22 protein-coding genes and 1 riboswitch are annotated in these 25,814 nt (G+C 43.5%); of the genes, 12 read left to right on the plus strand and 10 right to left on the minus strand.

The annotated features are described in order from the left end of the window. Positions 1 to 27 precede the first annotated feature (27 nt). The 4 genes from AB4238_RS04780 (at position 28) to AB4238_RS04795 (ending at position 4,616) form a co-directional block, all read left to right on the plus strand. A complete protein-coding gene (locus tag AB4238_RS04780; protein WP_372031843.1) occupies positions 28 to 1,101 on the plus strand; it encodes a branched-chain amino acid ABC transporter permease in 1,074 nt (357 codons plus the stop codon). Between the two features lie 75 nt (positions 1,102 to 1,176). After that, positions 1,177 to 2,463 (plus strand): ABC transporter substrate-binding protein, encoded by a 1,287-nt coding sequence (locus tag AB4238_RS04785; protein WP_372031846.1) that lies wholly within the window; start codon positions 1,177 to 1,179, stop codon positions 2,461 to 2,463. Positions 2,464 to 2,563: 100 nt separating this feature from the next. Continuing rightward, positions 2,564 to 3,382 (plus strand): ABC transporter ATP-binding protein, encoded by an 819-nt coding sequence (locus tag AB4238_RS04790; RefSeq protein WP_372031848.1) that lies wholly within the window; start codon positions 2,564 to 2,566, stop codon positions 3,380 to 3,382. Positions 3,383 to 3,395: 13 nt separating this feature from the next. Then, positions 3,396 to 4,616 (plus strand): phenylacetate--CoA ligase family protein, encoded by a 1,221-nt coding sequence (locus AB4238_RS04795; protein WP_372031850.1) that lies wholly within the window; start codon positions 3,396 to 3,398, stop codon positions 4,614 to 4,616. A 131-nt stretch (positions 4,617 to 4,747) separates the two neighbouring features. On the opposite strand, the gene AB4238_RS04800 is transcribed toward AB4238_RS04795, so the two are convergent. Continuing rightward, on the minus strand, positions 4,748 to 6,460 hold the full coding sequence (locus AB4238_RS04800; protein WP_372031851.1) for a proline--tRNA ligase: 1,713 nt from the start codon (positions 6,458 to 6,460) through the stop codon (positions 4,748 to 4,750). A 797-nt stretch (positions 6,461 to 7,257) separates the two neighbouring features. Here AB4238_RS04800 and AB4238_RS04805 point away from each other — a divergent pair. The 3 genes from AB4238_RS04805 (at position 7,258) to AB4238_RS04815 (ending at position 8,679) form a co-directional block, all read left to right on the plus strand. Next, positions 7,258 to 7,608, plus strand: coding sequence for a DUF805 domain-containing protein (locus AB4238_RS04805; RefSeq protein ID WP_372031853.1), 351 nt, complete (start codon positions 7,258 to 7,260; stop codon positions 7,606 to 7,608). 56 nt (positions 7,609 to 7,664) lie between these two features. Further along, the gene (locus tag AB4238_RS04810) at positions 7,665 to 8,087 is read left to right on the plus strand and encodes a cupin domain-containing protein (RefSeq protein ID WP_372031856.1); all 423 of its coding nucleotides are present in this window, start codon (positions 7,665 to 7,667) and stop codon (positions 8,085 to 8,087) included. 127 nt (positions 8,088 to 8,214) lie between these two features. Continuing rightward, on the plus strand, positions 8,215 to 8,679 hold the full coding sequence (locus tag AB4238_RS04815; protein ID WP_372031859.1) for a GNAT family N-acetyltransferase: 465 nt from the start codon (positions 8,215 to 8,217) through the stop codon (positions 8,677 to 8,679). A gap of 34 nt (positions 8,680 to 8,713) precedes the next feature. On the opposite strand, the gene AB4238_RS04820 is transcribed toward AB4238_RS04815, so the two are convergent. The 6 genes from AB4238_RS04820 to AB4238_RS04845 form a co-directional block, all read right to left on the minus strand. Next, a complete protein-coding gene (locus tag AB4238_RS04820; protein ID WP_372031861.1) occupies positions 8,714 to 9,337 on the minus strand; it encodes a DapH/DapD/GlmU-related protein in 624 nt (207 codons plus the stop codon). Continuing rightward, on the minus strand, positions 9,330 to 10,082 hold the full coding sequence (gene tsaA, locus AB4238_RS04825; protein ID WP_372031864.1) for a tRNA (N6-threonylcarbamoyladenosine(37)-N6)-methyltransferase TrmO: 753 nt from the start codon (positions 10,080 to 10,082) through the stop codon (positions 9,330 to 9,332). The genes AB4238_RS04820 and tsaA overlap by 8 nt, the downstream gene beginning before the upstream one ends. Before the next feature lie 22 nt (positions 10,083 to 10,104). Continuing rightward, positions 10,105 to 10,488, minus strand: coding sequence for an Rcs stress response system protein RcsF (rcsF, locus tag AB4238_RS04830; protein WP_372031866.1), 384 nt, complete (start codon positions 10,486 to 10,488; stop codon positions 10,105 to 10,107). A gap of 130 nt (positions 10,489 to 10,618) precedes the next feature. Further along, complete coding sequence (locus AB4238_RS04835) at positions 10,619 to 11,896, minus strand: amidohydrolase family protein (protein ID WP_372031891.1); 1,278 nt, start codon at positions 11,894 to 11,896, stop codon at positions 10,619 to 10,621. Between the two features lie 89 nt (positions 11,897 to 11,985). Then, the gene (locus tag AB4238_RS04840) at positions 11,986 to 15,033 is read right to left on the minus strand and encodes an amidohydrolase family protein (RefSeq protein ID WP_372031869.1); all 3,048 of its coding nucleotides are present in this window, start codon (positions 15,031 to 15,033) and stop codon (positions 11,986 to 11,988) included. A 159-nt stretch (positions 15,034 to 15,192) separates the two neighbouring features. Continuing rightward, the gene (locus AB4238_RS04845) at positions 15,193 to 15,585 is read right to left on the minus strand and encodes an H-NS family nucleoid-associated regulatory protein (protein WP_371993699.1); all 393 of its coding nucleotides are present in this window, start codon (positions 15,583 to 15,585) and stop codon (positions 15,193 to 15,195) included. Between the two features lie 340 nt (positions 15,586 to 15,925). On the opposite strand from AB4238_RS04845, the gene AB4238_RS04850 reads away from it, so the two are divergent. The 3 genes from AB4238_RS04850 to AB4238_RS04860 all read left to right on the plus strand — a co-directional run bounded on the left by AB4238_RS04850 (position 15,926) and on the right by AB4238_RS04860 (position 19,665). After that, on the plus strand, positions 15,926 to 16,675 hold the full coding sequence (locus tag AB4238_RS04850; protein WP_372031872.1) for an electron transfer flavoprotein subunit beta/FixA family protein: 750 nt from the start codon (positions 15,926 to 15,928) through the stop codon (positions 16,673 to 16,675). Then, on the plus strand, positions 16,675 to 17,598 hold the full coding sequence (locus AB4238_RS04855) for an electron transfer flavoprotein subunit alpha/FixB family protein (RefSeq protein ID WP_372031874.1): 924 nt from the start codon (positions 16,675 to 16,677) through the stop codon (positions 17,596 to 17,598). Before AB4238_RS04850 ends, AB4238_RS04855 begins: the two co-directional genes overlap by 1 nt. A 195-nt stretch (positions 17,599 to 17,793) precedes the next feature. Further along, positions 17,794 to 18,014, plus strand: a riboswitch (Lysine riboswitch). A 79-nt stretch (positions 18,015 to 18,093) separates the two neighbouring features. Further along, a complete protein-coding gene (locus AB4238_RS04860; RefSeq protein ID WP_372031876.1) occupies positions 18,094 to 19,665 on the plus strand; it encodes a Na+/H+ antiporter NhaC family protein in 1,572 nt (523 codons plus the stop codon). A 99-nt stretch (positions 19,666 to 19,764) separates the two neighbouring features. Here the strand turns inward: AB4238_RS04860 and AB4238_RS04865 are convergent, their stop codons facing one another. Beyond that, complete coding sequence (locus tag AB4238_RS04865; RefSeq protein WP_372031879.1) at positions 19,765 to 21,903, minus strand: M3 family metallopeptidase; 2,139 nt, start codon at positions 21,901 to 21,903, stop codon at positions 19,765 to 19,767. A gap of 376 nt (positions 21,904 to 22,279) precedes the next feature. Between AB4238_RS04865 and AB4238_RS04870 the strand changes: the two genes are divergently transcribed. Further along, on the plus strand, positions 22,280 to 22,858 hold the full coding sequence (locus AB4238_RS04870; protein ID WP_372031881.1) for a thymidine kinase: 579 nt from the start codon (positions 22,280 to 22,282) through the stop codon (positions 22,856 to 22,858). Positions 22,859 to 22,982: 124 nt separating this feature from the next. Here AB4238_RS04870 and AB4238_RS04875 read toward each other — a convergent pair whose 3' ends face one another. Continuing rightward, complete coding sequence (locus tag AB4238_RS04875; protein WP_372031883.1) at positions 22,983 to 24,170, minus strand: hypothetical protein; 1,188 nt, start codon at positions 24,168 to 24,170, stop codon at positions 22,983 to 22,985. 171 nt (positions 24,171 to 24,341) lie between these two features. Here AB4238_RS04875 and AB4238_RS04880 point away from each other — a divergent pair, with 171 nt between their 5' ends. After that, a complete protein-coding gene (locus AB4238_RS04880; protein ID WP_372031885.1) occupies positions 24,342 to 25,247 on the plus strand; it encodes a LysR family transcriptional regulator in 906 nt (301 codons plus the stop codon). A 50-nt stretch (positions 25,248 to 25,297) separates the two neighbouring features. On the opposite strand, the gene AB4238_RS04885 is transcribed toward AB4238_RS04880, so the two are convergent. Beyond that, positions 25,298 to 25,814: hypothetical protein (locus AB4238_RS04885; protein ID WP_372031888.1), on the minus strand; the 517-nt coding region annotated here is incomplete at its 5' end.

Here is a 25,814-nt window from a genome sequence, read left to right on the forward strand (position 1 = left end):
CGCCAATTTTTTGTTTAAGGAGTTTTTATGTCTAGCTTAGCGATGCGTCCGTGTGGTGATTTCCGCACCAGCTATAAAGCCGACAATACAATATTTGAAACTAAAACTATCCGACTGATGACGGTAGCGCTTATCGCCATTGCTTGTGGTGCGCCATTGGTACTTGATGGCTACTTTCTCACCCTGTTTATTCAGATCTCATACCTTGGTATTGCCGCTCTTGGTCTCAATATTTTGGTGGGGTTCACAGGGCAGATTTCACTGGGCCACGGCGCATTCTTTGGTTTTGGTGCTTTTGCCTCGGCATGGTTGAACACTAGTTTTCAAATTCCGGTGGTGTTGTGTATTCCGCTGGCAGGTTTTCTGACCATGGCCGTTGGCATGATGTTCGGCATGCCTGCTGCAAGGATTAAAGGTTTATACCTCGCCATTGCGACTTTAGCGGCGCAGTTCATCATCGAGGACTTTTTTGCCCGAGCAGAATGGTTCTCTGGCGGTTCATCTGGCTCTATGGCGGCGCCAGTAAACCTGTTTGGCTTTGAATTCGATACTGATCAGAGCTTCTATTACATCGCGTTATTTGCACTGGTATTTATGTATATCTGGGGCTGTAACTTGATGCGTAGCCGCGATGGCCGTGCGTTTGTTGCGGTGCGAGATCACTACCTCTCAGCTGAAATCATGGGGGTGAAGCTTAACAAATATCGTTTGTTGTCATTTGGAATATCTTCATTTTACGCAGGTATTGGCGGCGCGCTATATGCTCACTACTTAGGTTACGTTTCGGCAGAAGGCTTCACCATTTTGATGTCTATTCAGTTTCTGGCAATGGTGATTATTGGCGGCTTGGGTTCAATAAAAGGCACCTTAATGGGCGTGGTATTTATGGTGTTACTGCCGGAAATGCTCGAGAGCATTGTTGGGCTAATGAAGTATACCGATTGGGGCAACATCCCCATGGTGACAGATGGCCTTGCCTATATCAAAGAGATGGCGATTGGATTGGTCATCATCCTGTTTTTGATTTTTGAACCGGAAGGGCTAGCCCATCGTTGGGCCCAGATTAAGAATTACTGGAAATTCTACCCGTTTGCTTACTAACCACTAGTTTTACCGAGCTGTACAGCAGCGGTATACAGCTTTCAACTTTGACTGAACATTTGAAGGATTATAACAATGCATAACAAAACTGAGAAAAACAGATTGAGCAAAGTGAACTATCTAAAATTGGCTCTGGGCTCAAGCATTGCTTGTTTAACTGCTAGCGCGAGCGGTTTAGTGAGCGCTGAGGAGACCATTTTTGTTGGCCATTTGGCTGATATGTCGGGGCCAACAGCGTTTGTAGGTAAGCCATACGCTGATGGTGTGCGAGACTCGTTAGCTTATATCAATGCCCATGGTGGCATTGACGGCACTAAGCTTGAGTATGAAACTATCGATTATGCCTACAAGGTTCCGCAAGCTATCGCTTCTTATAAAAAGTGGAAATCACGCAAGAATATGGTGGCGATGCAAGGATGGGGAACGGCGGATACTGAAGCGTTAATCTCGTTTGCAGCCAAAGATAAAACACCGGTTTTTTCGGCATCCTACTCAGGGCATTTAACCGACCCGCAAGGCAAGAACCCTAAGACAAAAAAACCGGCTCCCTATAACTTTTTCTACGGTGCATCTTACTCAGATTCGTGTCGCGGTTTAGTGCAGTGGGCGGCCAATGATTGGAAAACCAAAGGAGGGCAAGGTAAGCCAAAGTTTACTCACATTGGTGCTAACCATCCTTTTCCTAACGCTCCAAAGGCAGCATGTGCTGAATACGCAACCGAGCTAGGTTTTGATGTTCAGCCTCCTGTGGTCATTTCTATGAAGCCCGGTGATTTTAAAGCTCAATGCTTAAGCCTTAAAAGCTCTAAAACCAACTACGGCTACATCGGTAACTTAGGTGGCTCGGTGCAGTCACTGATTAAATCTTGTAATACCGTCGGTACCGATATCCAGTTTATGTCGAATATTTGGGGCGGCGACAAGTTGGTATTTAAGGCAGCGGGAGAGGGGGTAAAAAATTACATTTTCCCCACAATGACACCGTTTTGGACCGATGATGTACCTGGTATGAGGCTGGTTCGCGAGATCTCAAAGATGTCAGATAGCGATGGCGATGAGGAACGTCTGCATCATTACATTCGCGGTGTCTGCTCGACCTACTTTATGAAAGAGTCGATGGAGTGGGCCAAAGCAAATGGCGGTGTTACCGGAGAGAACGTTAAAAAGGGCATGTACGCACGTAAAAACTGGGTGCCGAAAGGGCTTGAAGGAGTCTGCTTAGCGGCAACTTGGACACCTGAAGACCATCGCGGTATCAATCAAGTCAACATCTATAAAGGTAATTTTAATGGTGGTGATGTACGAGTTGAAAAAGTGAATCAGGTGACACTGGAACGCCGTGTTGATTGGTTAGGTTACTAAGCCTCGCTAGCAAAATTTTGCTTACTAAATCTTAAACGGTATACCTGCCTAGTGGGTGAGCGGTCACCTGCTAGGTAATAACATTAAAGTTGGAGTTGTTATGTCACAAGCTGTGCAGTTAAAGCCTGAGACCCCATTGTTGTCGATTAATAACATTGAAGTGGTCTACGACGACGTGATTCAAGTTTTGCGTGGGGTCAGTATTGATGTTCCTCAGGGCGAAATCGTGACCTTACTGGGGCCTAATGGCGCGGGGAAATCAACCACCCTGAAAGCGATATCTGGATTGCTGAAAACAGAAAATGGTGAAGTCTCTCGCGGTGATATTCATTTCATGGGCGAGAGGATTGACGTTAAAAATGCTGAAGATGTTGTGCGTTCCGGTTTGTTTCAGGTCATGGAAGGGCGTCGTATTGTCGAAGATATGAGTGTTATCGAAAACTTAAAACTAGGCGCTTACACCCGTAACGATGGTCAAGTTAATCAAGATATCGATATGGTGTTCAATTATTTTCCTCGGTTAAAAGAGCGAACTGGCCTCGCGGGCTATTTGTCGGGTGGCGAGCAGCAAATGCTCGCTATAGGCAGGGCATTAATGGCACGGCCTAAAATGATCTGCTTGGATGAGCCGTCAATGGGGTTATCCCCACTGCTGGTTAAAGAGGTATTTGGCATCATAGAGAAGATCAATCGCGACCAAGGGATCACCATGTTGCTGGTGGAGCAAAATGCCAATTATGCGCTAAAGGCGGCTAATTACGGCTACATTATGGAGTCGGGAAAGATAGTGCTAGATGGTAACAAGGAGCAACTATTAAACAATGAAGATGTGAAGGAGTTTTATCTCGGCGGTGGTAACGAAAAGCGTAAAAGCTTCAAAAATTTGAAATCTTATAAACGCCGTAAACGTTGGTTGTAAAGGAGTCTCGTACATGTCTTTTTATAGTGCTCAAGAGCAGCAGTCGATGGCGCTGCGAGAATCAACATTGCTGTCAGGCTTAAGTGATTTTTTAAGCTTTGCTAAGGATTCATCAGTTTACTATCAACAACTGTTTGCTGATATTGATGTTAGCCAAATAGATAGCAGAGAGAGTTTAGCCACGTTGCCTATTACCCGTAAATCCGATTTAATTAAGCTACAAGCGGCAGCCATGCCATTTGCTGGAATGGTACCTCAAATGGCCAATATTGGCAGAGTGTTTCAATCACCTGGGCCAATTTATGAACCTGAGGTTGATGAGCGTGATTGGTGGCGCATGGGACAAGCATTTTTTGCTGCAGGTTTTAGGGAGGGGGATATTGTACAGAACTGCTTGTCTTATCATCTAACACCGGGTGGCTTCATTATGGACTCGGGGGCGAGAGCGTGTGGTTGTAGTGTGATCCCTGCGGGACCGGGCCAAACAGAGTTACAGCTAGAGATGGCTAAAAACCTTAAGCCTAATGGTTATTGCGGTACACCGTCGTTTTTAAAAATCCTGCTGGATAAAGCCAAAAGTCAGCAACAAAAATTGCCATTCACAAAAGCGTTAGTGACCGGAGAGGCGTTAACCCCAGCATTAAAAGCGGCTTTTATTGACGCCGATATCGAAGTTAAACAGGCTTATGCCACCGCTGATATAGGATTGATTGCATTTGAAAGTGTTGATGATGGGCTTATCGTTGCTGAAGATATTATTTTAGAGTTGGTGAGACCCGGTACGCTAATGCCAGTAGAGTCCGACGAGGTGGGTGAAGTTGTTATCACTAGCTTTAATCCTAGTTATCCATTGATTCGATTTGCCACAGGGGATCTATCTGCTGAGCTAGTAGGTTCAAGCGCATGCGGTCGCAGTAACATACGTATTAAAGGCTGGCTTGGACGTGCAGATCAAACCACTAAAGTAAAAGGTTTGTTTGTGCACCCAGAGCAGGTTGAGCGAATAAGATCGCAGCACAATATAATCCAGCGTTTGCGAATGGTCGTTAGTCGAGATAATGATAACGATACAATGTGTTTATTGTGTGAGGTGGCCGAAACAGCGTTAGATAGCGTGGATGTTAGTGCCATTGAGCAAACCATACGGGCTGTGACACAGCTATCTGCTGAGGTGTGTATCGAGCCTTTAGGTAGTTTGCCTAATGATGGCATCGTAATAGACGATAGACGATAGACGATAGACGATAGACGATAGACGATAGAAAGCTGAAAGGTTGAACTAAACAAAAACGCCGATGATAAGTCATCGGCGATTTTAATTCGTTGAGTCTAATCTTTGAAGGATTAGGCTCGCTAATATTTGGATTAAGCTTGTTGCGCCTTTAAGAACTCAACAATTTGATCGAATGGTACATCTTGCTTCTCACCAGTACGACGGTTCTTATACTCGAATACGCCGTTATCAATATTACGGTCTCCGATGACTACAACATTTGGTAAGCCTACAAGCTCCATATCAGCAAACATCACACCTGCACGCTCTTTACGGTCATCAAACAAGACTTCCATACCAGCATTAGTCAGATCTTGATATAACTTTTCAGCCATATCTTTAACGCGGTGAGACTTATGCATGTTCATTGGTAAGATACCGACTTGGAACGGAGCAATGGCTGCAGGCCAAATAATTCCGCGGTCATCATGGTTTTGCTCAATTGCAGCAGCAACCATGCGGCTAACACCCACGCCGTAGCAACCCATAAGGAGTGTCTTAGACTTACCATTTTGGTCAAGTACGTTAGCGTGCATCGCTTCTGAGTAGTTGCTACCCAGCTGGAAGATGTGACCCACTTCGATACCGCGAAGCAGTGCGATAGTGCCTTTACCACAAGGGCTGGCTTCGCCTTCGATAATATTACGCAAATCAAATGCTGGTGCACTCGGTAGATCGCGCTCCCAGTTGATGCCGAAGTAGTGCTTATCGTCTTGGTTTGCACCTGCGCCAAAGTCACTCATAACCGCTACGCCGTGATCAACGAAGACTGGAATGTTAAGACCAACAGGGCCGATAGAACCCGGTCCGGCACCAATTGCTTTACGAATGTCTGCTTCATCTGCAAATTCAAAAGGAGCCAGAACGGCTTCAATTTTCTCTGCTTTTACTTCGTTAAGATCATGGTCACCACGAATAACAAGAGCAACCAAAGGCGCTTCTTCAGTCGCGCCTTTAACGATAAGTGTTTTAACGGTTTTTTCAATCGCAATGCCGTGATGTTCAACAAGCTCTGCAATCGTTTTCGCTTTAGGCGTGTCGACTAGCGTCATCTCTACGGTAGCTGCTTGACGTGTTGCAGTCGGCATTGGCGCTTCACATTTTTCAATGTTCGCAGCGTAATCGCTTTCGGTAGAGTAAGCGATTAAGTCTTCACCGCTGTTAGCCAATACGTGGAACTCGTGTGACAAGCTGCCACCGATAGAACCTGTATCTGCCATTACTGGGCGGAAAGATAGGCCCAAGCGAGTAAGGATATTGCTATAAGCTTGGAACATAGACTCATAAGTCTCGTCCATTGTTTCTTGATCTAAATGGAAAGAGTATGCATCTTTCATCAAGAATTCACGTGAGCGCATCACACCGAAACGTGGACGGACTTCATCACGGAATTTTGTTTGAATTTGGAATAGATTCAGTGGCAACTGCTTGTAAGAGTTAACCTCTTTACGCACGATGTCAGTGATCACTTCTTCGTGAGTCGGCCCTAAGACGAAATCACGGTTGTGACGGTCTTGGAAACGCAGTAGTTCAGGACCAAACTTCTCTAGACGACCAGACTCAACCCATAGATCAGCAGGCTGCACCATTGGCATAAGGATCTCTACAGAACCCGCTTTGTTCATCTCTTCACGAACAATCGCTTCAATTTTACGTAGTACACGTAAACCTGTCGGCAACCAGCTGTATAAGCCTGATGCATTACGACGGATCATGCCCGCACGTAACATTAACTGATGACTAATGACTTCTGCATTAGCCGGTGTTTCTTTTTGAGTTGATAGCAGGTACTTGCTTACGCGCATTACCGAATGTCCAAATTTGAGTTGAATGGGCGCCATTTTATCACTTGTAGAAGTGATGTCACCTAAGGATTTCGACAATAATCAAAATTGTTGCTTTTAGTTGGAATTATATATACCCGTTCTACTTGAAAATGCTCGTTTCAGAGGCATTGTGCCTGTTCAATTCTAGGCGTATTAATGTAGAAATGGTTATTCTCTTTTAAGTTAGTGCAACAACGAAGTGGGCTGGCACAATGCCTTCTGCGATGGGCGTTTCTTATATAAAAAGCATGGGCTTTACTCGGTGTTATTGATTTTACTAAGGGAGCGACCATTAATGGCAATCAATGCAAGCGCCAGGGATGGTGCGAATGTCTGTTTAGCAGGAGCAATAACTGACCTTGATTAAAGCCCATTAAATTCCCACTGAATCCTGCAACTTCAGGTAGCACGGGTATAGATCTGCTTGCTGGTGAACTTGGGGGATAACAACTATGAATATCTGCTCTAAAATTAGCAGGTGAATTCGTCTAGAGCGCTTAGTGCAAACTCCTTAGCAATTACATCGAGACCTGAATGCCCTTTCGAGCATTGCAAACATGTCGATTTTAGCGATTGGGTTTTATATCAAGGATGCAGATTAACGTGTTTATCAATACGATTTGTCAATTTTAAAGGTTGTTAATTAACGCTATTTAATTTAACTTTGACGCAATATCGAAACGGAGTATTGGCTAAGCCATATTCAGATATTTAGACTGGAAGATTCGCTTAAAATTGAGCATAGAAATTGATACTAACAAGGAGAGTCCAAGGTAATGGATTATTTTATCGGAGCTTTAAAGAAATACGCTGATTTTTCAGGACGTGCAAGACGAACTGAGTATTGGATGTTTATGTTGTTTTATATTATTTTCTATTTGGCTTTAGCGCTAGTGGGTTCATTGCTTGGCACTGAATTGTTTTCGCTTCTCTTTTCATTAGCATTGCTTGTGCCATCATTAAGTATTGGTGCTAGAAGATTGCATGATACTGGCCGTAGTGGCTGGTGGCAGTTGCTGTTTATCATCCCTATTATTGGCTTTATCGTACTGATCGTCTTTTTTGTACAAGACAGCCATGATGAAAATCGCTACGGCAGTAATCCAAAAGCAGTTGCTGCAAGTTAAGTTAAGCGTATATTGATATTTTTAAGGCCGAATTCAGTGATGACTCGGCCTTTTTCTTGCGTATAGTTGTTATAGATAATACTGCTCATTCTGAAAATACAGTATCGTTTATTGATAAAGAGGTCATTCAGTTGATCAAAAATTTTCTTGATGCAAAAAAGCAATCTCTTGCAAAGTCCCATGATGGTAGTGGCCAATATGACCTGTATGAGATTTGGAACCGCGCTGACTTTAGCAGCAATGTTGATTTTATCGATAGAGTGGTGATTCCACCTAATTCAACAGTGGGTTACCACAAGCATGCGAACAATGAAGAGATATATATCGTTATTGAAGGACAAGGTGCGATGAATTTAAATGGCAAAGACATCTCAATAAAGAAAGGCGACATGATTTTAAATCAACCTTTTGGCGAGCACGGATTAGTCAATAATTCAGACAGCGTGATTGATATATTGGTCATTCAAGTTTCTATTTAGCATCTTCTCATTAATAGAGAGATACATAGCGAATGATATGTATAATAACTGAGCGATCAAAGTTTGTGCTAACCCGCTCAAATTTGCTTATAACTATCAAAATTTAACCCTGTAGACTGGAGGATAGATGATTAGAAAAGCGACCAAGGCAGATGTTTACAGGGTATGGCAAATAAGGACTCAGGCGATATTGATAAGTTGCTCCAGCCATTATAGTCAGGAAACAGTATCTAGCTGGTCAAGTGCGCCAATGCCTGACGGGTTTGCTGACGTACTCGTGCATCATGAGGCACTGGTTTTTGAGGTTCAAAATCAGCTTCTGGCTTTTGGCTTTGTCGATATTCAGCAACGTCGTCTTGAGGCTCTTTTTGTTACCCCTGATTACGCAGGTAAAGGTTATGGAAAGCTGATTGCGAGTGAACTGCTGTTGGTAGCCCAGCGCGCAGGCGTTAAGCAGTTAACGCTCTCTTCCTCTTTAAATGCCGTTAAATTTTATCAAGGTCTAGGTTTTGTCGCTAAAGAAGAAACCTTATGGGTGCACCCTTTAGGCTTTGAGATGGCATCAGTCGTAATGGTGAAGCAACTGTTCTAACACAGAGAGACGGGCTGATTTTATTGATAAAGTCTTATGTTTTATCTCGTCTATCACCAATCACCTTTGCAGGGTTTCCTGCGACAATGGCGTAATCTGCAACATCTTTAGTGACCACAGCCCCCATTCCGACAACGGCATGGGAGCCGATAGTGACGCCATCAACAATACCAGCTTGTGCCCCTATCCAAACATCTTCACCAATAACAACGCCTTTTGAGTTGGAAGCTTGTTGATAGATTGGCGTTTCCGGTGCCATGCCATGATTAAAAGCGTAGATGGTAACGTTGTTGGCAATGCGAGTTTGATTGCCAATGATAATGCCATGACGGCCACCATCGATTGAGCAACCATGATTTATTGCAACCTCATCGCCTAAAGTGAGCGGCCCATGTATAAAACTATCGGCGGCAATCATGCACTGTCTGCCGACTTTAATCTCGCGACCACGTTCTGCAAACAGATTTGCCTCTGGTGCAACAAAGCTGTTTTCGGCAATAGAGATGGTTTCGACACTGCAAAAGTGTGCTTGCACTTTATCTTGCCAAGGTTTAGCCCATGATAGGTGTTTTTCTTTGAGGGAAAAATACAGCCATGGCATGTACGACAGGCGCTTTTTATGTTGAGTTTGGTAGTCAGGCTTGTCTGCTTCAGTCATCCGCTTTCTCCAACTTGGCGGGGGTGCCAACTTGTGACGGCCGTAATTCAAATACTTCGATGCCATCGGCTAACACTTTCCACAAGATATCTAAGTCATACAGAGCGACTTGATAAAGCTTGGGGTCGGCCTTGGCTTTTTTGTAAGCTGGACGTGGATCTTGTGCCAGTACCCCGGTTATTAACTCTGCAAGTCTTGGATAGTTATCGCTTTTCTGGTAAAGCTCTAGTTGCTGTTGAGCTGCTTGGCAAAAAGTAACCTTTGCTAGAACTGGCGCTTCTTGGGCAATACCACCTGCCGCCTCTTTAATCGAGTCGGAAAAGGGGATATAAGGCTTAATATCTACGATTGGGGTGCCATCAAGTAAGTCCATGCCCGAGATCTCCAAGCGGACTTTACCGTTATCGCTGTGCACGCCATGGAGTTTCACCACTGATTGACCAATACCGTTGGGCCTAAAAGTTGAGCGCGTAGCAAATACTCCAAGCTTTTCATTTCCACCCAAGCGAGGAGGGCGAACCGTGGTTTTCCAGCCTTGGGCTAAGTTTTCATGGAAACAAAACAGTAACCATAAGTGGGAGTATTGTTCTAGGCCTCTTACTGCATCAATTTGATTAAAAGGCGGAGCCAGCTCAACAAAACCACGTGCAGCACTCACAAGACCTGGTTGGCGTGGGATACCGAACTTTTGTTTATAGGGCGTGCGGCAATATGCTACAGCTTGGATCTGATTAGTAAAAGACATAGTCACTTCATTAGCGGTTAGGCTATTCCTGCGCAGTAGTAGTCACAATGGCTTGGCCAACACACAGCGCGCGAGTCACGCAGTTCGGGGTAGACTCTTCGATCAGTAGGCAGTTTTTAATGACCAGTCCATTTGCTTGCTTATCTGCTGCTGCGTGGCGAGCTAGTGTGCGCGCTTCAACAATAGAAGCTGGTGCATCGCTTTCACCTATTTGGCAAGTTTCGCCTTCAACTAAACCTTTTATTTCATAAGGCCCTTTAGGTTGAATATTTCCTTCATAGAGGGTGACATCGCCAACTTTAAAGTAATCGTTAATTGCTTCGCCATCGAGGTTACTTTTAAAGGCATATTCACCCGCACATGCGCTGAGTAAAATGACGAGAGTTGCTGGCAGTAGGTATTTCATAATGAATGCCTGTTATATGAGTTATTAGGTTAGTAAAAGGGGTTAACCTTCACTACAGAGGCGTACAAAAAAGTGCTCATAAAGAGCACTTTTTATTAAACGGTCTTGTTAGCGCTATAAGTTTGAAATTCTAGCGCTTTAGATACTTTTGATAAAGCTGTTGATGACGATTATTTAGATCAATTTTACGACCATCAATATAAACCGCCTCAATGCCCGCTTGCATTGGGTCTAAAATATCACCCGTTGCAATAATCATGTTGGCTTTAAAGCCAGGCGCAATCGCGCCCATGTCGTCAATATCAAGTACTCTTGCGGCATCAAGGGTGATGCTTTGAAGTGCTTGTGACTTAGTTAATCCATAAGCCACTGTTTGCCCTGCTGCAAAAGGCAAGTTACGGCTATTCCAATCAGACGAAAAACCGAGTGCGAAAGGCACGTTGGCTTGTTTAAGCAGTGCTGGAATTTTGAAGGCTAGATCAATTGGTTCATCTTTACGCTTCGGTAAGCTCAATGTTTGGGTATAGACAACTTTAGCATTCACTTCGCTCAAAGCATCGGCTAAGCGCCAAGCATCATAGCCACCAACGATAACAATTTTAAAGCCATACATTTTACTCAGTGCAATCGCTTCCTCTATCTGTTTTTGTGATTGTGCATGAATAAACAACTGCGCATCACCGTCAAATAGTGGGGTTAGAGACTGCCAACGTAGGTCTGTTTTCGCTATCTTGCCGGCTTTAAGTGCCAATTGATAACGATAAGCGTCAGTAAAAGCATCATGAACCTTGTTTACACGCTTGCCAAGATCATCAAGTTGTTGTTGGCGTTTGTCAGCATCAGAAGAGATCCAACGGATATAAGGCCAATAGAGATGAAACTGTTTGTTAGACTCAACTAATGCATCTTCAATGGTCCAACTGTCCATCGACACGAGTGCTGATTGACCTGCTAGCCCATCACCTTGCGGAACGACTTGAGCATGAGTAATACCATTAACACGTACAGTGGGAATGATTTCAGAATCAGGGTTAAAGGCGGAAATGGCCTCAAGTTGTGGATTAATAAAGCCCACTTCGTAGGCATCGTTACTTGGGCGCATCATCTCTACTTCAACAAGGCCCATTGTGGTATCAAGTGCAATAAGACCGGGATAGATGTGTTTATTGCTAGCATCGAACATAGCTGCATTGGCGGCAATAAGCGCTGTTTCTGATTGAGCTGCTGGCTTACCTGATTGCTCGCTAAGATCCGCTGCTGGTTCCGCGGTTGCTAGGTTTTGTCCAACAGCGATAATCTTGCCATCTGCGATCAGTACGTCGGTATTGTCCAGTTGGCCTTGAGTCACTGTGTGCACAGTGGCATTGGTAAATAGTATTGCTGAAGTTTGCGCTGGTGCTGGCAGCATGTCGTGGGCATAAACCGCACCGCTAAACAAACATGAAGTAATAACGCTAGCGAGTGAGCCTGCTATTTTGATTGATTGAGTGAGCTTCATTACAGTGCTCCTTGAGCAGTTTGTTGCCATGCATTAAAGTGAGTGTCGCAGTGCCATTCGGGTTCATTTAACTCGATACTGGTTTCACCTTGTTTGTGGGCATCATCACTAAGTAACACTTTTTGGATCAAAGCGGCACGCTCTTTTTCGACCTCGATTTGAGCCAATTTATCTTGCTCGCGGTTAAAGTATCGACGTCCTTGAATCCAAGTGGAGTCAACTTTGGCGTAAACCGACAGTGGTGAGTCAGTCCAAAGCACGATATCAGCTTGTTTTCCCTCAACCAGTGAGCCCACTTTTTCCTCGATGCCTAGCTGTATTGCAGGATTAATAGTGATCATCTTCCAAGCATCTTCTGCGCTCATGCCGCAATACATCATCGATTTGGCTGCTTCCTGATTGAGTCTGCGCTGCATTTCGTAATCGTCAGAGTTGATGCTGGTGAGTACGCCTTTGTTTTGCATTAGGCAAGTGTTTTGCGGGATAGCATCATAAACTTCAAATTTGTAAGCCCACCAGTCAGAGAAGGTAGATGCATAGGCACCATGTTTGGCCATTTCATCAGCCACTTTATAACCTTCAAGAATATGGGTGAAAGTACCTACTTTAAAGTTGTAAGCTTCCGCTAATCTAAGAAACATTAAGATTTCAGATTGCACATAGGAGTGAATATGTACACTACGTGTTTGCTCTAAGACCTCGGCAACAGCTTCTAAGCGGTAGTTGTATTGCGGGGCAACAGTGCGTCGGCGTTCGCTGGAACGCATTTTTTTATAATCACGTTGTGCTTTCCTGTAAGCTAAGGCTTCGTTAAATGCCTCGCTGAACAGAGATTTAACACCGATACGACTCTGAGGGAATCGACTGTCGAAATTGTCTCCCCAGTTACTTTGCTTCACATTTTCACCGAGTGCGAATTTAATACTTGCAGGAGCGCCTTTAAATTTTAACTGCTCAGCGTTATCTCCCCATTTTAGTTGAATGATTTGCGCCTGACCGCCAATAGGGTTTGCACTGCCGTGTAAAATCTGTGCGGTAGTGACACCGCCAGCAAGGCCGCGGTAGATGGCAATATCATCAGGGTTAATCACATCACCAATTCTTACTTCTGAAGTGACTGCATCTGTCGCTTCGTTTGTACCACCATTTAGCGCAATATGTGAGTGCTCATCAATAATACCTGCAGTGAGGTGCATGCCTGCGGCATCGATGACTTTATATCCTGACGGGGTACTTAATTGGCTACCTATCTCCTCGATTTTTCCGCGAGAGATAATCAAGTCAGTGTTGTGCAATACACCGTTTTCAGCTGATGTCCAAATCGTGGCGTTTTTGATATGCAATTTGTCTTGAGCGGGTTGTGTTAATAAACCATAGGCAACATTGGGTGACGTTTGCTTAGCGATTTGCGGTAACTCTGCGCTCTTCGAATTCAGTGAGTCGTTATCATCTAATGCTATTTGTTCAAGCTTAGTGCCGCCAAAAGGTATAGTTTGATTATTGCTATCGAGCAGGCGACCACGAATGCCATTGTCATCAAACCACAATGTGAAACGGCTAATCCCAGCAATACCAGCGTCGGCTAAATCAGCACTAAAGGTCATTCGACCTTGGTGGAAGTTAACATTGGCTAGGCTGATCTCTTGTTCGCCACTGGACAAGGTACCCGATAAACTCGGCTCTTGTTTAATGTTAAGGTCAAAAGTTAACTCATTAATTTGGAGTTGGTACGGCTGCGCGAGTAAGGTTAGATCACGGTTGATAAGCTGGCGCTCTTCACCTTGTAACCAGATGCTGGTGATTTTGCCATCTTCAAATACATTACCGTTACTAATGACTAAATCGGCCATAAAGCCAGGCTTCAGTTGACCAGCGATATTACTGATCCCTGCTATTTCTGCAGCCTCAGTGGTCAACGCAGCAAGTGCGGTTTCCTGATCGAGCCCGCGCTCAATAGCTTGCTTGAGTCTAGGCCAAAATTTGTCTTCATCAATACCGTATTGCGTTAGCGCAAAAGGCACGTCAGCTTTGGCCACCATGGCGGCATTACTCGGGGCAGTTTCCCAATGTCTTAAAGATGCCAAACTGACATCTCGTTCACTATCGCTATCGATAATCGTTGGTGCAGCAGGATAATTTAAAGGCAATACTAAACTATAGGGGTAAGATTTTAGCTCATCAATTCTAGCGTATTCATGGCCATTACCAACTAAGCTACCTTTTAGCTTTTGCTTATTTAATAATCTAGCAGCTCTTAATTGATTATTTAAGTTCTTTGTTTGAAAGATGAAGCGTTGTTCTTTCAAGTTTGAAAGACGCTCCAATGCAATATTGAATTCAACACTATTAGGTGAACTAGTACTTTTGTCTATATTACTGTTATACCAAAGTGCATCGGAGAACGTTTGTCGAATGAGCGCCATACTACCCATTAATGATTGTGGATAGTCTTGAATAGATGAGCCTTTATCAAATGCCATAAATTGATTGGCTTTTGCTTTGTATATTATATCGTTTGCTTTTTTATCTGCCAGAGATAAGCTGACTCCTCGGCCTCTAAATATGCCATCTAAATAGCTAGACTGCACACTGGTAAAGCCATTGTTAATCCATTTTTCAGCTTGATCTTTGTCGGGGTATACATAATTAAACCATTCTTTCTCTGAATGAATTGCGCCATTTTCGGCATTACCACCAATTCGTTTTATTTCATAAACCGGACCATCGCTATCTTCACTCTGGGATTCATATTCGATTGCATATTCAGTGAATGGGTCAATAAAACCTGGGTAAATAATATGACCTGACAGGTTTATTTCTAAGGCTCCTGCTGGGATATCATTATCTTTTATAATTGACTTGATTCGATTGTTTTCAATTAATAAAGTGGCATTAGTCAGTACTTCTCCAGGTTCTAACATCAGAGTTGCATGACTTAAGGCTGTGATTTTTGGCGTATTATCTGTCAGCTGCTCATTGGCTATTACACTATGGCTGCTCAACACACTAAGTAGGGCGACAAGGGCTTTTATTTTATGTTTATGCATTATCGTACTTATTGTTTGTTATAGGAAGTGGTGGAGATGTGAGCATATCTTAACTTAATGCCAATTACTAAGTAGTATTTGTAACCTTGAATGTATATGTAGCGATAATTAACAAAAAACCCAGCAAAAGCTGGGTTTTTAAAGGCGGTATGAGAAAACTTAGATAAGGAAGTCTTCCATAGTACGGCCATTTTCTAATTCATTTTTAAATACGGTTGGCATGCGGCCTTGACCAGTCCATTGCACCATTTCGCCATTAACTTCGATTTGGTATTTAGCAGGACGTGGAGCACGCTTCTTAGGAGCAGGTTTAACACCAGCGCCGCCAATATCATCAACTGATAAACCAATGGCTTCCATTTGTTTACGAATTTCTTCAATTTTAGCATTACGCTCAGCCATTGCTTCGCTTTCAGCTTCTGCTTGAGATGCTTTTTCTTCGATGATTTTTTCTAGCTTTACTGAAACTTCTTTCAAGTCTTCAAGAGATAACTCTTTTACAGCTGCTTTAAAACGGCGACCGTGGGTCAAAATATCTAAAAATTCGCTCATAATGATTAAGTCCGATTAAAAAAATTGATATGGATTTATATATTCTGGCTAAATAATAGAAACTATTTCAATAAGGATCAAATATTATTTTAGTTTTATTAATAATTAAAAAGGATTAATTATAATTTAACTGGAAAAGGCTTGTTATATTCATGAAAAAGTATAGATATAAGGTAAATACTCTGTTGATGAACAGATAAATATGAACAGGTGTTCGACTCTAGGTTGACGTTAACGTCAACAGCACGTAAAGTGACTCTAAATTCTGTAATAGCGACTGTGCTATATAAGTGGCTATTCACACAATCCCGTTCATTAAGAGACGTAAGAAGGAAGCCCTATGAAAGTATTGGTGCCAGTAAAACGTGTCGTCGATGCCAATGTTAAGGTCAGGGTTAATGCTGACAATACTTGTGTCGATACCGCAAACCTTAAAATGGCGATTAACCCGTTTTGTGAGATTGCAGTAGAAGAAGCTGTTCGTTTGAAAGAAGCGGGTAACGCTTCTGAAGTGGTTGTACTCAGTATTGGCCCTAAAGCGTCACAAGAGCAGTTGAGAACGGCGCTTGCACTAGGGGCTGACCGAGCTATTCATATCGAAACCGATGAAGACCTAGTTCCGTTATCGGTGGCCAAACTTATCCATGCTGTACAGCAAAAAGAGCAGGCTGATTTAGTTATCTTAGGTAAACAGTCAATTGACAGTGATAACAACCAAACTGGTCAAATGTTAGCTGCCATTGGCAAAATGCCTCAGGCAACATTTGCCTCTGAGGTAAAGATTGATGCTAACCAGCTCACCGTAACCCGCGAAGTCGACGGTGGTTTACAAACGCTGATGCTGCCTTTACCTGCTGTAGTCACTGCTGACTTACGTCTAAACGAACCTCGTTATGCTAAGTTGCCTAACATTATGAAGGCAAAGCGCAAGCCGCTTGAGTCGCTAACTCCTGCTGATTTTGATGTGACATTAAAAGCGCATCAAAACGTTATTAAAGTTACCCCGCCTGCTCAACGTAGTGCGGGTGTGATGGTGTCTTCTGTAGAAGAGTTGGTTGAAAAGTTAAAGAATGAAGCGAAGGTGATCTAATGGCAATTTTAGTATTAGCAGAACACGATAACGCCAGTCTTAAACTGGATACCGCTAAAGTTGTTGCTTGTGGTCAAGCCATTGGTGGTGACATTGATGTGCTGGTTATTGGTCATAACTGTGGTGATGCAGTTAAAAGCGCGCAACAGCTAAATGGTGTACGTAATGTTTTGGTTGCAGATGCGGCCGTTTATGCCAATGGTTTGGCAGAAAACATCGCTGATGTCATCACTGAAGTTGCTGCAGACTACGAGCATGTTCTTGCCGCTGCATCAAGTCACGGTAAAGACATATTGCCACGCGTTGCAGCATTGCTTGACGTCAACCAACTATCGGAAGTGATAGAAGTGGTCAGTAACGACACCTTCGTACGCCCAGTTTATGCAGGTAATGCATTAGCAACGGTGCAAAGCTTAGATGATAAGAAAGTGATGACAGTTCGCTCAAGTGCATTTGATGCAGTAGCAACTGATGGCAGCGCAGATCTAGTGACGCTTTCACAAGAAGTTGCACCACAAGTTGAATTTGTTTCTCAAAGCCTAACGGAATCTGAACGTCCAGAACTCGGTAGCGCTGGTGTTATTGTTTCTGGTGGTCGCGCTTTAGGTAACAGCGAGCACTTCGGTATGCTGGAGCAACTAGCAGATAAGCTGGGTGGTGCACTAGGTGCTTCACGTGCAGCAGTCGACGCGGGTTATGTGCCTAACGACCTGCAAGTGGGACAAACGGGTAAAATCGTAGCACCTGATCTGTATATTGCAGTTGGCATCTCTGGTGCGATTCAGCATCTTGCTGGTATGAAAGATTCAAAAGTGATTGTAGCAATCAACAAAGACCCAGAGGCGCCGATTTTCCAAGTTGCTGACTATGGATTAGAAGCTGATCTGTTTGAAGCTGTACCTCAGCTTTTAGAACAGCTTTAATTTATTAGCTAGCTTATTGATGACAGTTAAAAAACAATCAGTTGTAACTTGATGGTTGTGGCGCTGTTATCGGTAATGGGTTTGAGTTGGTAATATTTGAGATCTGTGTCACGATAAGCGGCTTTAGGGTAGCATCCCTAAAGCCGCTTATGTTTTTATGTCATTCACGTTAATTAGCTCTGTCTATTTAGCGTCCTTAGAAGTAGAGGTGCATTTAATATTAGTACCGACAAGTAGGGTGATACCTATGACTTGTTGAGAAAGGATTTGATGCCGAAGTGACATAGCATATCGGGGCTTGTTGCTGGGGCTGTTACCAAATAGGAACAGCACTGCCATAGTATTTCTTATCCGGAAGATAAGAAGATTTATATCGATGTCGAACATCGATATTACTGTGGAGCGCTACTGATAGGACAGGTGTAATCAGCTTTCAACGCTAACTCCCACCAGTTCAGTCGGCCTCCATTCGTACTTAGCGAAGATAATAATTAAATGACAATTTTAAGCTATGCCGATTCGGCACTTTCGTTGCTGCCTCCGGTAGTTGCAATCGTACTGGCGATGTTAACTCGTCGTGTTTTACTTTCTCTTGGAGTAGGGATCCTGCTGGGCGCACTATTGCTGACAGATTTTTCTGCAGCCAATACTGCTCAATATGTGGGTGAAAAGGTGATGGGGCTCGTGTGGGATGACGGTGCACTCAACAGCTGGAACTTATATATTCTTGGTTTCTTAGTGCTACTGGGAATGATCACTGCATTGATCACTGTGAGTGGCGCAGCCCGAGCGTTTGCTGATTGGGCTCGTAACCATATTCGTAATAAACGCGATGCAAAACTACTCACCATGTTCCTTGGCTGTGTAGTGTTTATTGATGACTACTTCAATAGTTTGGTTGTCGGCAGTGTCGCAAGACCACTTACCGACCGATACTATATTTCTCGTAGTAAATTAGCCTATTTACTTGATTCAACGGCAGCACCTATCTGTGTGATCTCGCCAGTATCAAGCTGGGGTGCTTATATTATCGCGTTGATCGGTGGCATTTTAACGGCTCATGGCTTTACCGACTCAGGGCATCTAAGCACATTTGTACAGATGATCCCGATGAACTTCTACGCTATTTTTGCATTGTTATTGCTACTTTGTGTTGCTTTGATGGGGCTGGATATTGGTCCGATGCGCCAGCATGAGCTTAATGCGCAAAAGGGTAACCTTTATGACGAAACTAAAGGATTACCTCCTGGAGCAAACTCAGATCTGCCTGAAGCCGATACTGGCAAGATAATTGGTTTGTTCTTACCTATTACAGTATTAGTTTTTGCTACTTTTTACTTTATGGTTAGCAGTGGCGGCGACGCCCTCGCAGCTAAGAACGAAGCATTTAGTTTAATCGGTGCATTTGAGAATACTGATGTGGGATCTTCACTGTTCTTTGGTGCCTTAATTGGTCTTGTGGTTACTCTTGCACTGGTTATCTATCAAGGCGTTGATAAGAAGATGATCGTTAAAGGTGTGGTTGAGGGCGCTAAATCTATGCTACCAGCCATCTACATCTTGTTGTTTGCTTGGACGATAGCGGGCGTGATTGGCCAACTTGAAACCGGTAAGTATATGGCGAGCTTAGCCACTGGTAATATTCCGTTTGCGATGCTTCCAGCTGTGCTATTTATATTGGCAGGCTTAACAGCATTCTCTACCGGCACTAGCTGGGGTACCTTCGGTATAATGTTACCGATTGCAGCAGACATGGCGATGGGTAGCCATACTGGCATGATGTTACCAATGCTTGCCGCAGTGCTTGCTGGCGCGGTGTTTGGTGACCATTGTTCGCCAATATCAGATACCACTATTTTGTCGTCTACAGGCGCAAACTGCCACCATATAGACCATGTGATCACTCAGTTGCCTTATGCACTGATAGTCGCAGGTATTAGTTTGGCGGGTTACATCGTACTTGGTTTTACTGAGTCGGTGACAGCAGGTTTATTGACGTGTAGTGTATTGTTTGTGATTAGCGTGATTATACTGCGCATTAAGTCTTGTCAGCGAACCACAGCTTAAGCTGAGTATTCGATAGACAAAGCAGTGGTTCAATTAGCTGCTTTATAGACATAAAAAAATGCCGCTCTAATTAGAGCGGCATTTTTGTCGGTATAAGTACTAGTTTAAGCCACGGCGCTCTAGTAGGGCATCGGTTGTTGGTTCTTGCCCTCTAAAGGCTTTATAGGCATCCATAGGCGCGACGGTGTTACCCACTTCACGAATAGTTTTTCTAAACTTCATGCCTATTTCTCGGTTCAATCCGCCTTGTGTTTGTACGTATGCAAAGGCGTCTGCAGCCAAAATTTCACTCCACATATAAGCGTAATAACTCGCTGAGTAGCCTCCAGGGAATGCATGCGCAAAGTAGGTTGACTTATATCTTGGCGGAACCGCTGGCAGATCAACGCCGTGCTTTTTAAGCGCTGCGGCTTCGAAACTGGCGACATCTTGCAGAGGCGCATCCGCTTTCAATGAGTGCCATTCTAAATCGAGTAGGGCGGCCGACATATATTCAAGCGTATCGAAGCCTTGATTAAAGCTACGAGATTTTAGCAGTTTATTGAGTAGCTCTGCTGGGATTGGCTCACCAGTTTCATAGTGCTTAGCATAGTTAGCTAATACTTCAGGATGTGCGGCCCAATCCTCTTCGAAAGTCGATGGGAACTCAACAAAATCGCGAGAAACCGAGGTACCTGAAAGAGTCGGATAAGTGACTTTGGAGAACATACCGTGAGTTCCGTGGCCCATTTCGTGGAACATGGTGGTCACTTCATCATAGCTAACAAATGTAGGCTCGCCCTCAGGTGCTTTTTTAATGTTCATGACATTAACCACCACGGGCTTGCTGTTAAGCAGCTCGGACTGGCTCACAAAAGAGCTCATCCAAGCGCCACCACGTTTGCCTTCTCGGGCAAAATAGTCTGCATAGAAAATAGCGATACTGCTGCCATCCTCATCAAACATTTCATAAGCTTTCACGTCAGGGTGATAGACTGGCAGGTCTGGGCGAGGGGTTAAACTTACACCGTAGAGTGCCTTTAGAGTAAAGAACACACCGTCTTCTAATACTCTGTCAAACTCAAAGTATGGGCGGATGGCATTCGCATCAAGATCGTATTTGTCTTTACGTACTAGCTCGGCGTAATAAGCCCAGTCCCATGGAGCAAGTTCAAAATCGCCGCCCGTTTTAGTTATCATGGCTTGAATGTCGACGGCTTCTTTATTGGTGTTAGCCACAACTGCTGGCACCATAGAGCCAAACATCTGGTAAACCGCTTCTGGTGTTTTAGCCATTTGCGGTGCAAGACGATAATCTGCCCAGCTGTCAAACCCAAGTAGCTCAGCGCGCTCCGCTCTAAGCTGTGCTAGTCGAGCAACAAAAGATGCGGTTTCATTTTCGCCTTCAAGACCACGGTTAGCAGAAGCCTGCCATACCTGCTGACGTAGCTGACGATCTTGTAATTGAGTCAACACCGGCTGGCGAGTGGTATTGGTTATATTGAGCTGATATTTGCCTTCATGGCCATTCGCGCTAGCGTCGGCTGCAGCGGCTCTGATTGCACTGTCTGATAAACCCACTAGCTGTGATTTATCATCGACAACGATAGCAATCTCTTTAGTTAGTCGCATTAAACGCTGGGCAAATTCATTGGTGAGGGTGGACTGCTCTTCGTTTAACGTTCTAATCTGCTGTTTCTGGCTATCACTGAGCTTAGCGCCTGCGCGTACAAAGCGCTGGTAATAGACCTCAACCAAGCGGTTAGCTTCTGCTGATAAGTTAAGATCTGCACGAGTGTTATAGATGCTTTCTACACGAGAAAATAGTGCTGGATTCAAATTAATGTTATCTGAATGAGCAGCCATTTTGGGCGCCATCTCACCTTGGACTTTACGCAAGGTCGGGTTGCTGTTGGAACCGGTTAAATTGTAAAATACTTTAGAGATGCGGTTTAACAGCTCACCACTTTTCTCCATTGCCACAATGGTATTGTCAAAGGTGGCTGCATCAGGGTTATTGGCAATCGTGAGGATCTCTTGGTAATGCTCTTTGATCCCTTGCTCGAGTGCTGGTGCAAAATGGTCATCTTTAATCAGGCTAAAATCGGGTGCTTGATATTGTAAGACACTTGCTTGTAAAAATGGATTTTGAGTTTGAACCATAGTGGCAGTTGATTGCTCTGTTTTAGACGTTGAACAGGCGCTTAATGCGAGTGTAGCCGTGATAGCGGCTGCAATGATTGGAAAGAATTCCTTCATTATAGTTGTTTTAAAGCTTACTGCTGACACTAGCAATGGTTCGTTAACTGATTCTTAAAAGCTTTGGTTAATAGCTCTTCTGATAGGTGTGATTATCTGGTTTCAAGCAGGTTGCGCCATGTTGGTAGTGTTGTGCAATTGTAGGGCGGTGTTAACTAAGTTGTTGTGCGCCAAATCATGCCTAATTTGATGAGCTTAAAATAGGTGGCAACTCACTACTTAGTCGTATTTTTCTAGTCGTAAACGCTGCTGAAACTAACAAAATGCAGTGGCAAAGTTTGCCATGACTCGGCTCACTATCTAGTGAAATTGAGATGATTTATGCGGGGCAACAATGCTAGACTAGCGTTGAATTCATCCTTCAAGGACTCTCAGTTTGGCGCAACTCTACTTTTACTATTCGGCAATGAATGCCGGTAAGTCGACTTCATTATTGCAGTCTTCATATAATTACCGTGAACGCGGTATGAATACTTTAGTCATGACTGCCTCTATCGATGATCGATACGGCGTGGGTAAAGTCGCCTCTCGTATCGGTATTGAGACCGAAGCGCAGGTTTTTGGCAGCAGTGATAATTTAACTAAAATGGTCGCTACAGCTCACGAAGAGCAGACCTTACACTGTATCTTAATCGATGAATCTCAGTTTTTAAGCAAAGAGCAGGTTAAGCAACTTACTTATGTGGTCGATATACTCGACATTCCAGTACTGTGTTACGGCCTTAAAACAGACTTCCAAGGCGAACTGTTTAGCGGTAGCCAATATCTACTCGCTTGGGCTGATAAATTAGTGGAGCTTAAAACCATTTGTCATTGTGGTCGTAAAGCTAATATGGTGGTGCGTCTTGACGGTACGGGTAAGCCGATGAGAGAAGGTGAACAAGTCGCGATTGGCGGCAACGAAAGCTATGAGTCGGTTTGCCGTAAACATTTTAGAGAGTTTATCTGGGATTAATTGCTTATTTAATTCGCGGTTCATTGCTCTTATCGATTTATATAATAAAAACCAGTTGCCGATAGCAACTGGTTTTTTATTGGGTTTCGGTGCGGGCTAAAATTAAGCTTCAAGCTCAGGCTTCTCATCGGATTAATGTTGGAAAGCCTGCTATGGAGAGCAGGCTAGAACTAAGCAATCCATAGTCAAAGCAAACTTGTGAGTATTCACCAAATAGAGGGTTATCACCTGATATATGGGCACAGCCTTTCTTTGTATCGAAGATCATCGTTTCAACTGTCACGAAATCTTTATCATAAAGGGTAATGTTAATTGGCTTTTGATTAAGGATGTACTTCATGCCATCTACCGTTTTCTCTTTAGCGAAATCTACAAAGTTTTGAGCTGCAGCTTCTCGCGCAAATGAGTCTGCAAATATTTCATTTGCTTCAGTGATTGGCATCATCCCCAAGATCCGCTTTTTCATTGCAGCGTTATGGTTTGCATGGCCTATACCGCCAGCACCGCGGACAACAACAAGCCCTTCAGCTGAGATCTCTAATGCTGCTGAATCATCGGCAACGGTAAAGTTCATTGCGACAGGCGTTGTATAACCTTGTAGCTTACTGATTGCGTCCTCAATGCTCTTAGAGTGAGTTATAGCGGCGAATACAGCATCAATCGTCACTAGATTATCCGCATCAACAGATGCCGTTTTAGCACTCGGTTCACCGATAATGTTAAGTACAGCGCCTACATGTCTGCCCATACCTTGGAAATGGCCACCGTCCGTTGGAATAAACATCACATCGTCTGTTTTAACAATGCGAGTTGGAAACTCTTGTAGTTGAGAGATACCGAGGTCGTTGCTCTGTGCAACAATACCACTATCATTAAATGCGATAGTCGTACACCCGCGGATCTTAGTAAAATTCTCCGCCATCAGCTTTTTGTCAGCCTCAGCTAATAATTTATTCACTGACCAATCCATTTGCAGTAGAGCTGCATATAATTCATGGACTTCTACACCTCGGATTTGGGCCTGTCTCTCCATTATTTTTGCGTATTCAGGCGCAATCTTCTTGTTATTCTCAACAGCATTTTTTGCTATCTGTAATACTTCATCATCAGCTTGTAGGCGATCCACTGTCGCAAGGAACAGGGCTATGGCCTCTGGTCCTTTTCCTGTTAGGTCAATAACTTCTGCACCGAGCTGCACCGCTGGACGTTCTGGGTTCCAGTAGTCAAGTTTATCGCCTGCAACGTTATCAGCTGCGACAGCACCAAATGAAAGAGCTGAAAGTATAACGATATTTAGTATAGATTTTTTCATAATGAGTTCACCTTATTGTAGTTAAGGCAATATGAGTGTTATTGCCTGCTAGTTCAGTTGTCTTTGTTGACGAAATGAATTTTCACACCATAATGGAAATGTTCACAATTCAAATTGACCCATATTTGGAATGGTTGTATAAATTGATTATCACAGAAGAGGTACAGACCATTGTTATCACTATCTAGCCATAATCTGGCATGCTTCATTGCAGCAGCAGAGACCGGCACATTTAATAAAGCTGCACGGCAATTAGGAAAATCACCCTCCACAGTAAGTCGTTGGATTTGCGAATTGGAAGATAACCTCGGCTATTTACTGTTTGATAGACAAAGTAATGGATTGGTGGTCGTCTTGAGTGAGAAAGGTGAGTTATTGCTCCCTAAGGCAAAAATAGCCATAGACTATCTGGCCAAGTTAGAAAACCTTGCTTTGTCGATCAGTAGTGACGCCAGCCCTTTAAGCGTAACGATAAGTTTTGGCGAGTTACTTGATGGCGAGGGCGTAGCAGATATCATTCATGAATTAAAAAGAGCTTGGCCCAACCTGCATATTGCACTTAAGAATGCCGATATGACCCACGTTCAATTGGCTATTGATAATAAAGATGTCGACTTTGCCCTTGGCATCATTGCCGACTCTCTTTATCCAAACTTAGGCGGCGCATTAGTTGGCGAAGAAAATACCGCTTTAATTGCCCATCCGGACAATCTATTATGCCGAGAATCGGAAGTGAACTTAGATATGTTACTTTCTCAGACCGCAATTTGGTCTTCGCCATATGAAAAAACAGGGCAAAATGATACTGCCTTATTTAATACTTTGGAGGCGATAGAGTGCAGCGATGTTAACACTGTCGTTTCTTTAGTAAAAAAGAATTTAGGTATCGCTTTGCTACCTGAATATATCGTTCATACAGCAATAAAGTTAGGCCAAGTCGTCTCACTCAATTTCGATCAAAGGGAAGTCGATCAATCTATTCAATTAATGCTTTATTATCGGTTGGATTACCCACATCCAGAGGTCATTGAGCTGATAATAGCTGCTTTAAGGAGTTGGTTCGGTTATGCAAAATAACCGCTATTGAGCCACTGCAAAATGTGGCTCCAGATAACAACATTGTATAATTAATAATAAGGATCTGATTTTAAATCTTTGATCTCAAAGAACCACTGATTAGCATTAGGGACATTTGCGACTCGCACTGTGAGTAGTGACTCTGAGTTTGGTTGAATAACCCAGCTGTAGTCGCTGCCTGTCATTGATGATAAAAGCTCACCATCTTGTTTACTCACCACTTGATAGTTTATGCGACTCCACTTGTAATCAGTGTCATTTATTACCTTATAAGTGAACAGGGTATATCTTGGATCATTGGCGCTGATCACCTTCTCTACAGCAATTTTAAATTTAGGCTCATAGTCAATAAAGTTTTTTTGGTTGAATAAGCCTGAGTTCCAGAAAATGACCACAAACATAGGTAGCGCTATGATAAAGCCATAAAGTTGAGGGTTACGGTACCAAACTTGATATGACTGGCAAAATGCACATTTACTGGCTTTAGATTCAATTTCTTTACGGCATGATTTACAGGTTTTCATTTTCTCAATTCCTTTTGTGAGTGCGTTATTATACCAATTGCAT

The sequence above is a fragment of the Shewanella sp. 10N.286.45.A1 genome (genome assembly GCF_041470405.1).
GTDB lineage: Bacteria > Pseudomonadota > Gammaproteobacteria > Enterobacterales > Shewanellaceae > Shewanella.

Coding starts and splice junctions, on each gene's coding strand:
- AB4238_RS04845 (WP_371993699.1), bottom strand. CDS start 15,585: ATGAGCGAATTTTTAGATATTTTGACCCACGGTCGCCGTTTTAAAGCA.
- AB4238_RS04785 (WP_372031846.1), top strand. CDS start 1,177: ATGCATAACAAAACTGAGAAAAACAGATTGAGCAAAGTGAACTATCTA.
- AB4238_RS04860 (WP_372031876.1), top strand. CDS start 18,094: ATGACAATTTTAAGCTATGCCGATTCGGCACTTTCGTTGCTGCCTCCG.
- AB4238_RS04875 (WP_372031883.1), bottom strand. CDS start 24,170: ATGAAAAAATCTATACTAAATATCGTTATACTTTCAGCTCTTTCATTT.
- AB4238_RS04815 (WP_372031859.1), top strand. CDS start 8,215: ATGATTAGAAAAGCGACCAAGGCAGATGTTTACAGGGTATGGCAAATA.
- rcsF (WP_372031866.1), bottom strand. CDS start 10,488: ATGAAATACCTACTGCCAGCAACTCTCGTCATTTTACTCAGCGCATGT.
- AB4238_RS04800 (WP_372031851.1), bottom strand. CDS start 6,460: ATGCGCGTAAGCAAGTACCTGCTATCAACTCAAAAAGAAACACCGGCT.
- tsaA (WP_372031864.1), bottom strand. CDS start 10,082: ATGTCTTTTACTAATCAGATCCAAGCTGTAGCATATTGCCGCACGCCC.
- AB4238_RS04795 (WP_372031850.1), top strand. CDS start 3,396: ATGTCTTTTTATAGTGCTCAAGAGCAGCAGTCGATGGCGCTGCGAGAA.
- AB4238_RS04850 (WP_372031872.1), top strand. CDS start 15,926: ATGAAAGTATTGGTGCCAGTAAAACGTGTCGTCGATGCCAATGTTAAG.
- AB4238_RS04780 (WP_372031843.1), top strand. CDS start 28: ATGTCTAGCTTAGCGATGCGTCCGTGTGGTGATTTCCGCACCAGCTAT.
- AB4238_RS04835 (WP_372031891.1), bottom strand. CDS start 11,896: ATGCTGCCAGCACCAGCGCAAACTTCAGCAATACTATTTACCAATGCC.
- AB4238_RS04855 (WP_372031874.1), top strand. CDS start 16,675: ATGGCAATTTTAGTATTAGCAGAACACGATAACGCCAGTCTTAAACTG.
- AB4238_RS04820 (WP_372031861.1), bottom strand. CDS start 9,337: ATGACTGAAGCAGACAAGCCTGACTACCAAACTCAACATAAAAAGCGC.
- AB4238_RS04840 (WP_372031869.1), bottom strand. CDS start 15,033: ATGCATAAACATAAAATAAAAGCCCTTGTCGCCCTACTTAGTGTGTTG.
- AB4238_RS04865 (WP_372031879.1), bottom strand. CDS start 21,903: ATGAAGGAATTCTTTCCAATCATTGCAGCCGCTATCACGGCTACACTC.
- AB4238_RS04790 (WP_372031848.1), top strand. CDS start 2,564: ATGTCACAAGCTGTGCAGTTAAAGCCTGAGACCCCATTGTTGTCGATT.
- AB4238_RS04805 (WP_372031853.1), top strand. CDS start 7,258: ATGGATTATTTTATCGGAGCTTTAAAGAAATACGCTGATTTTTCAGGA.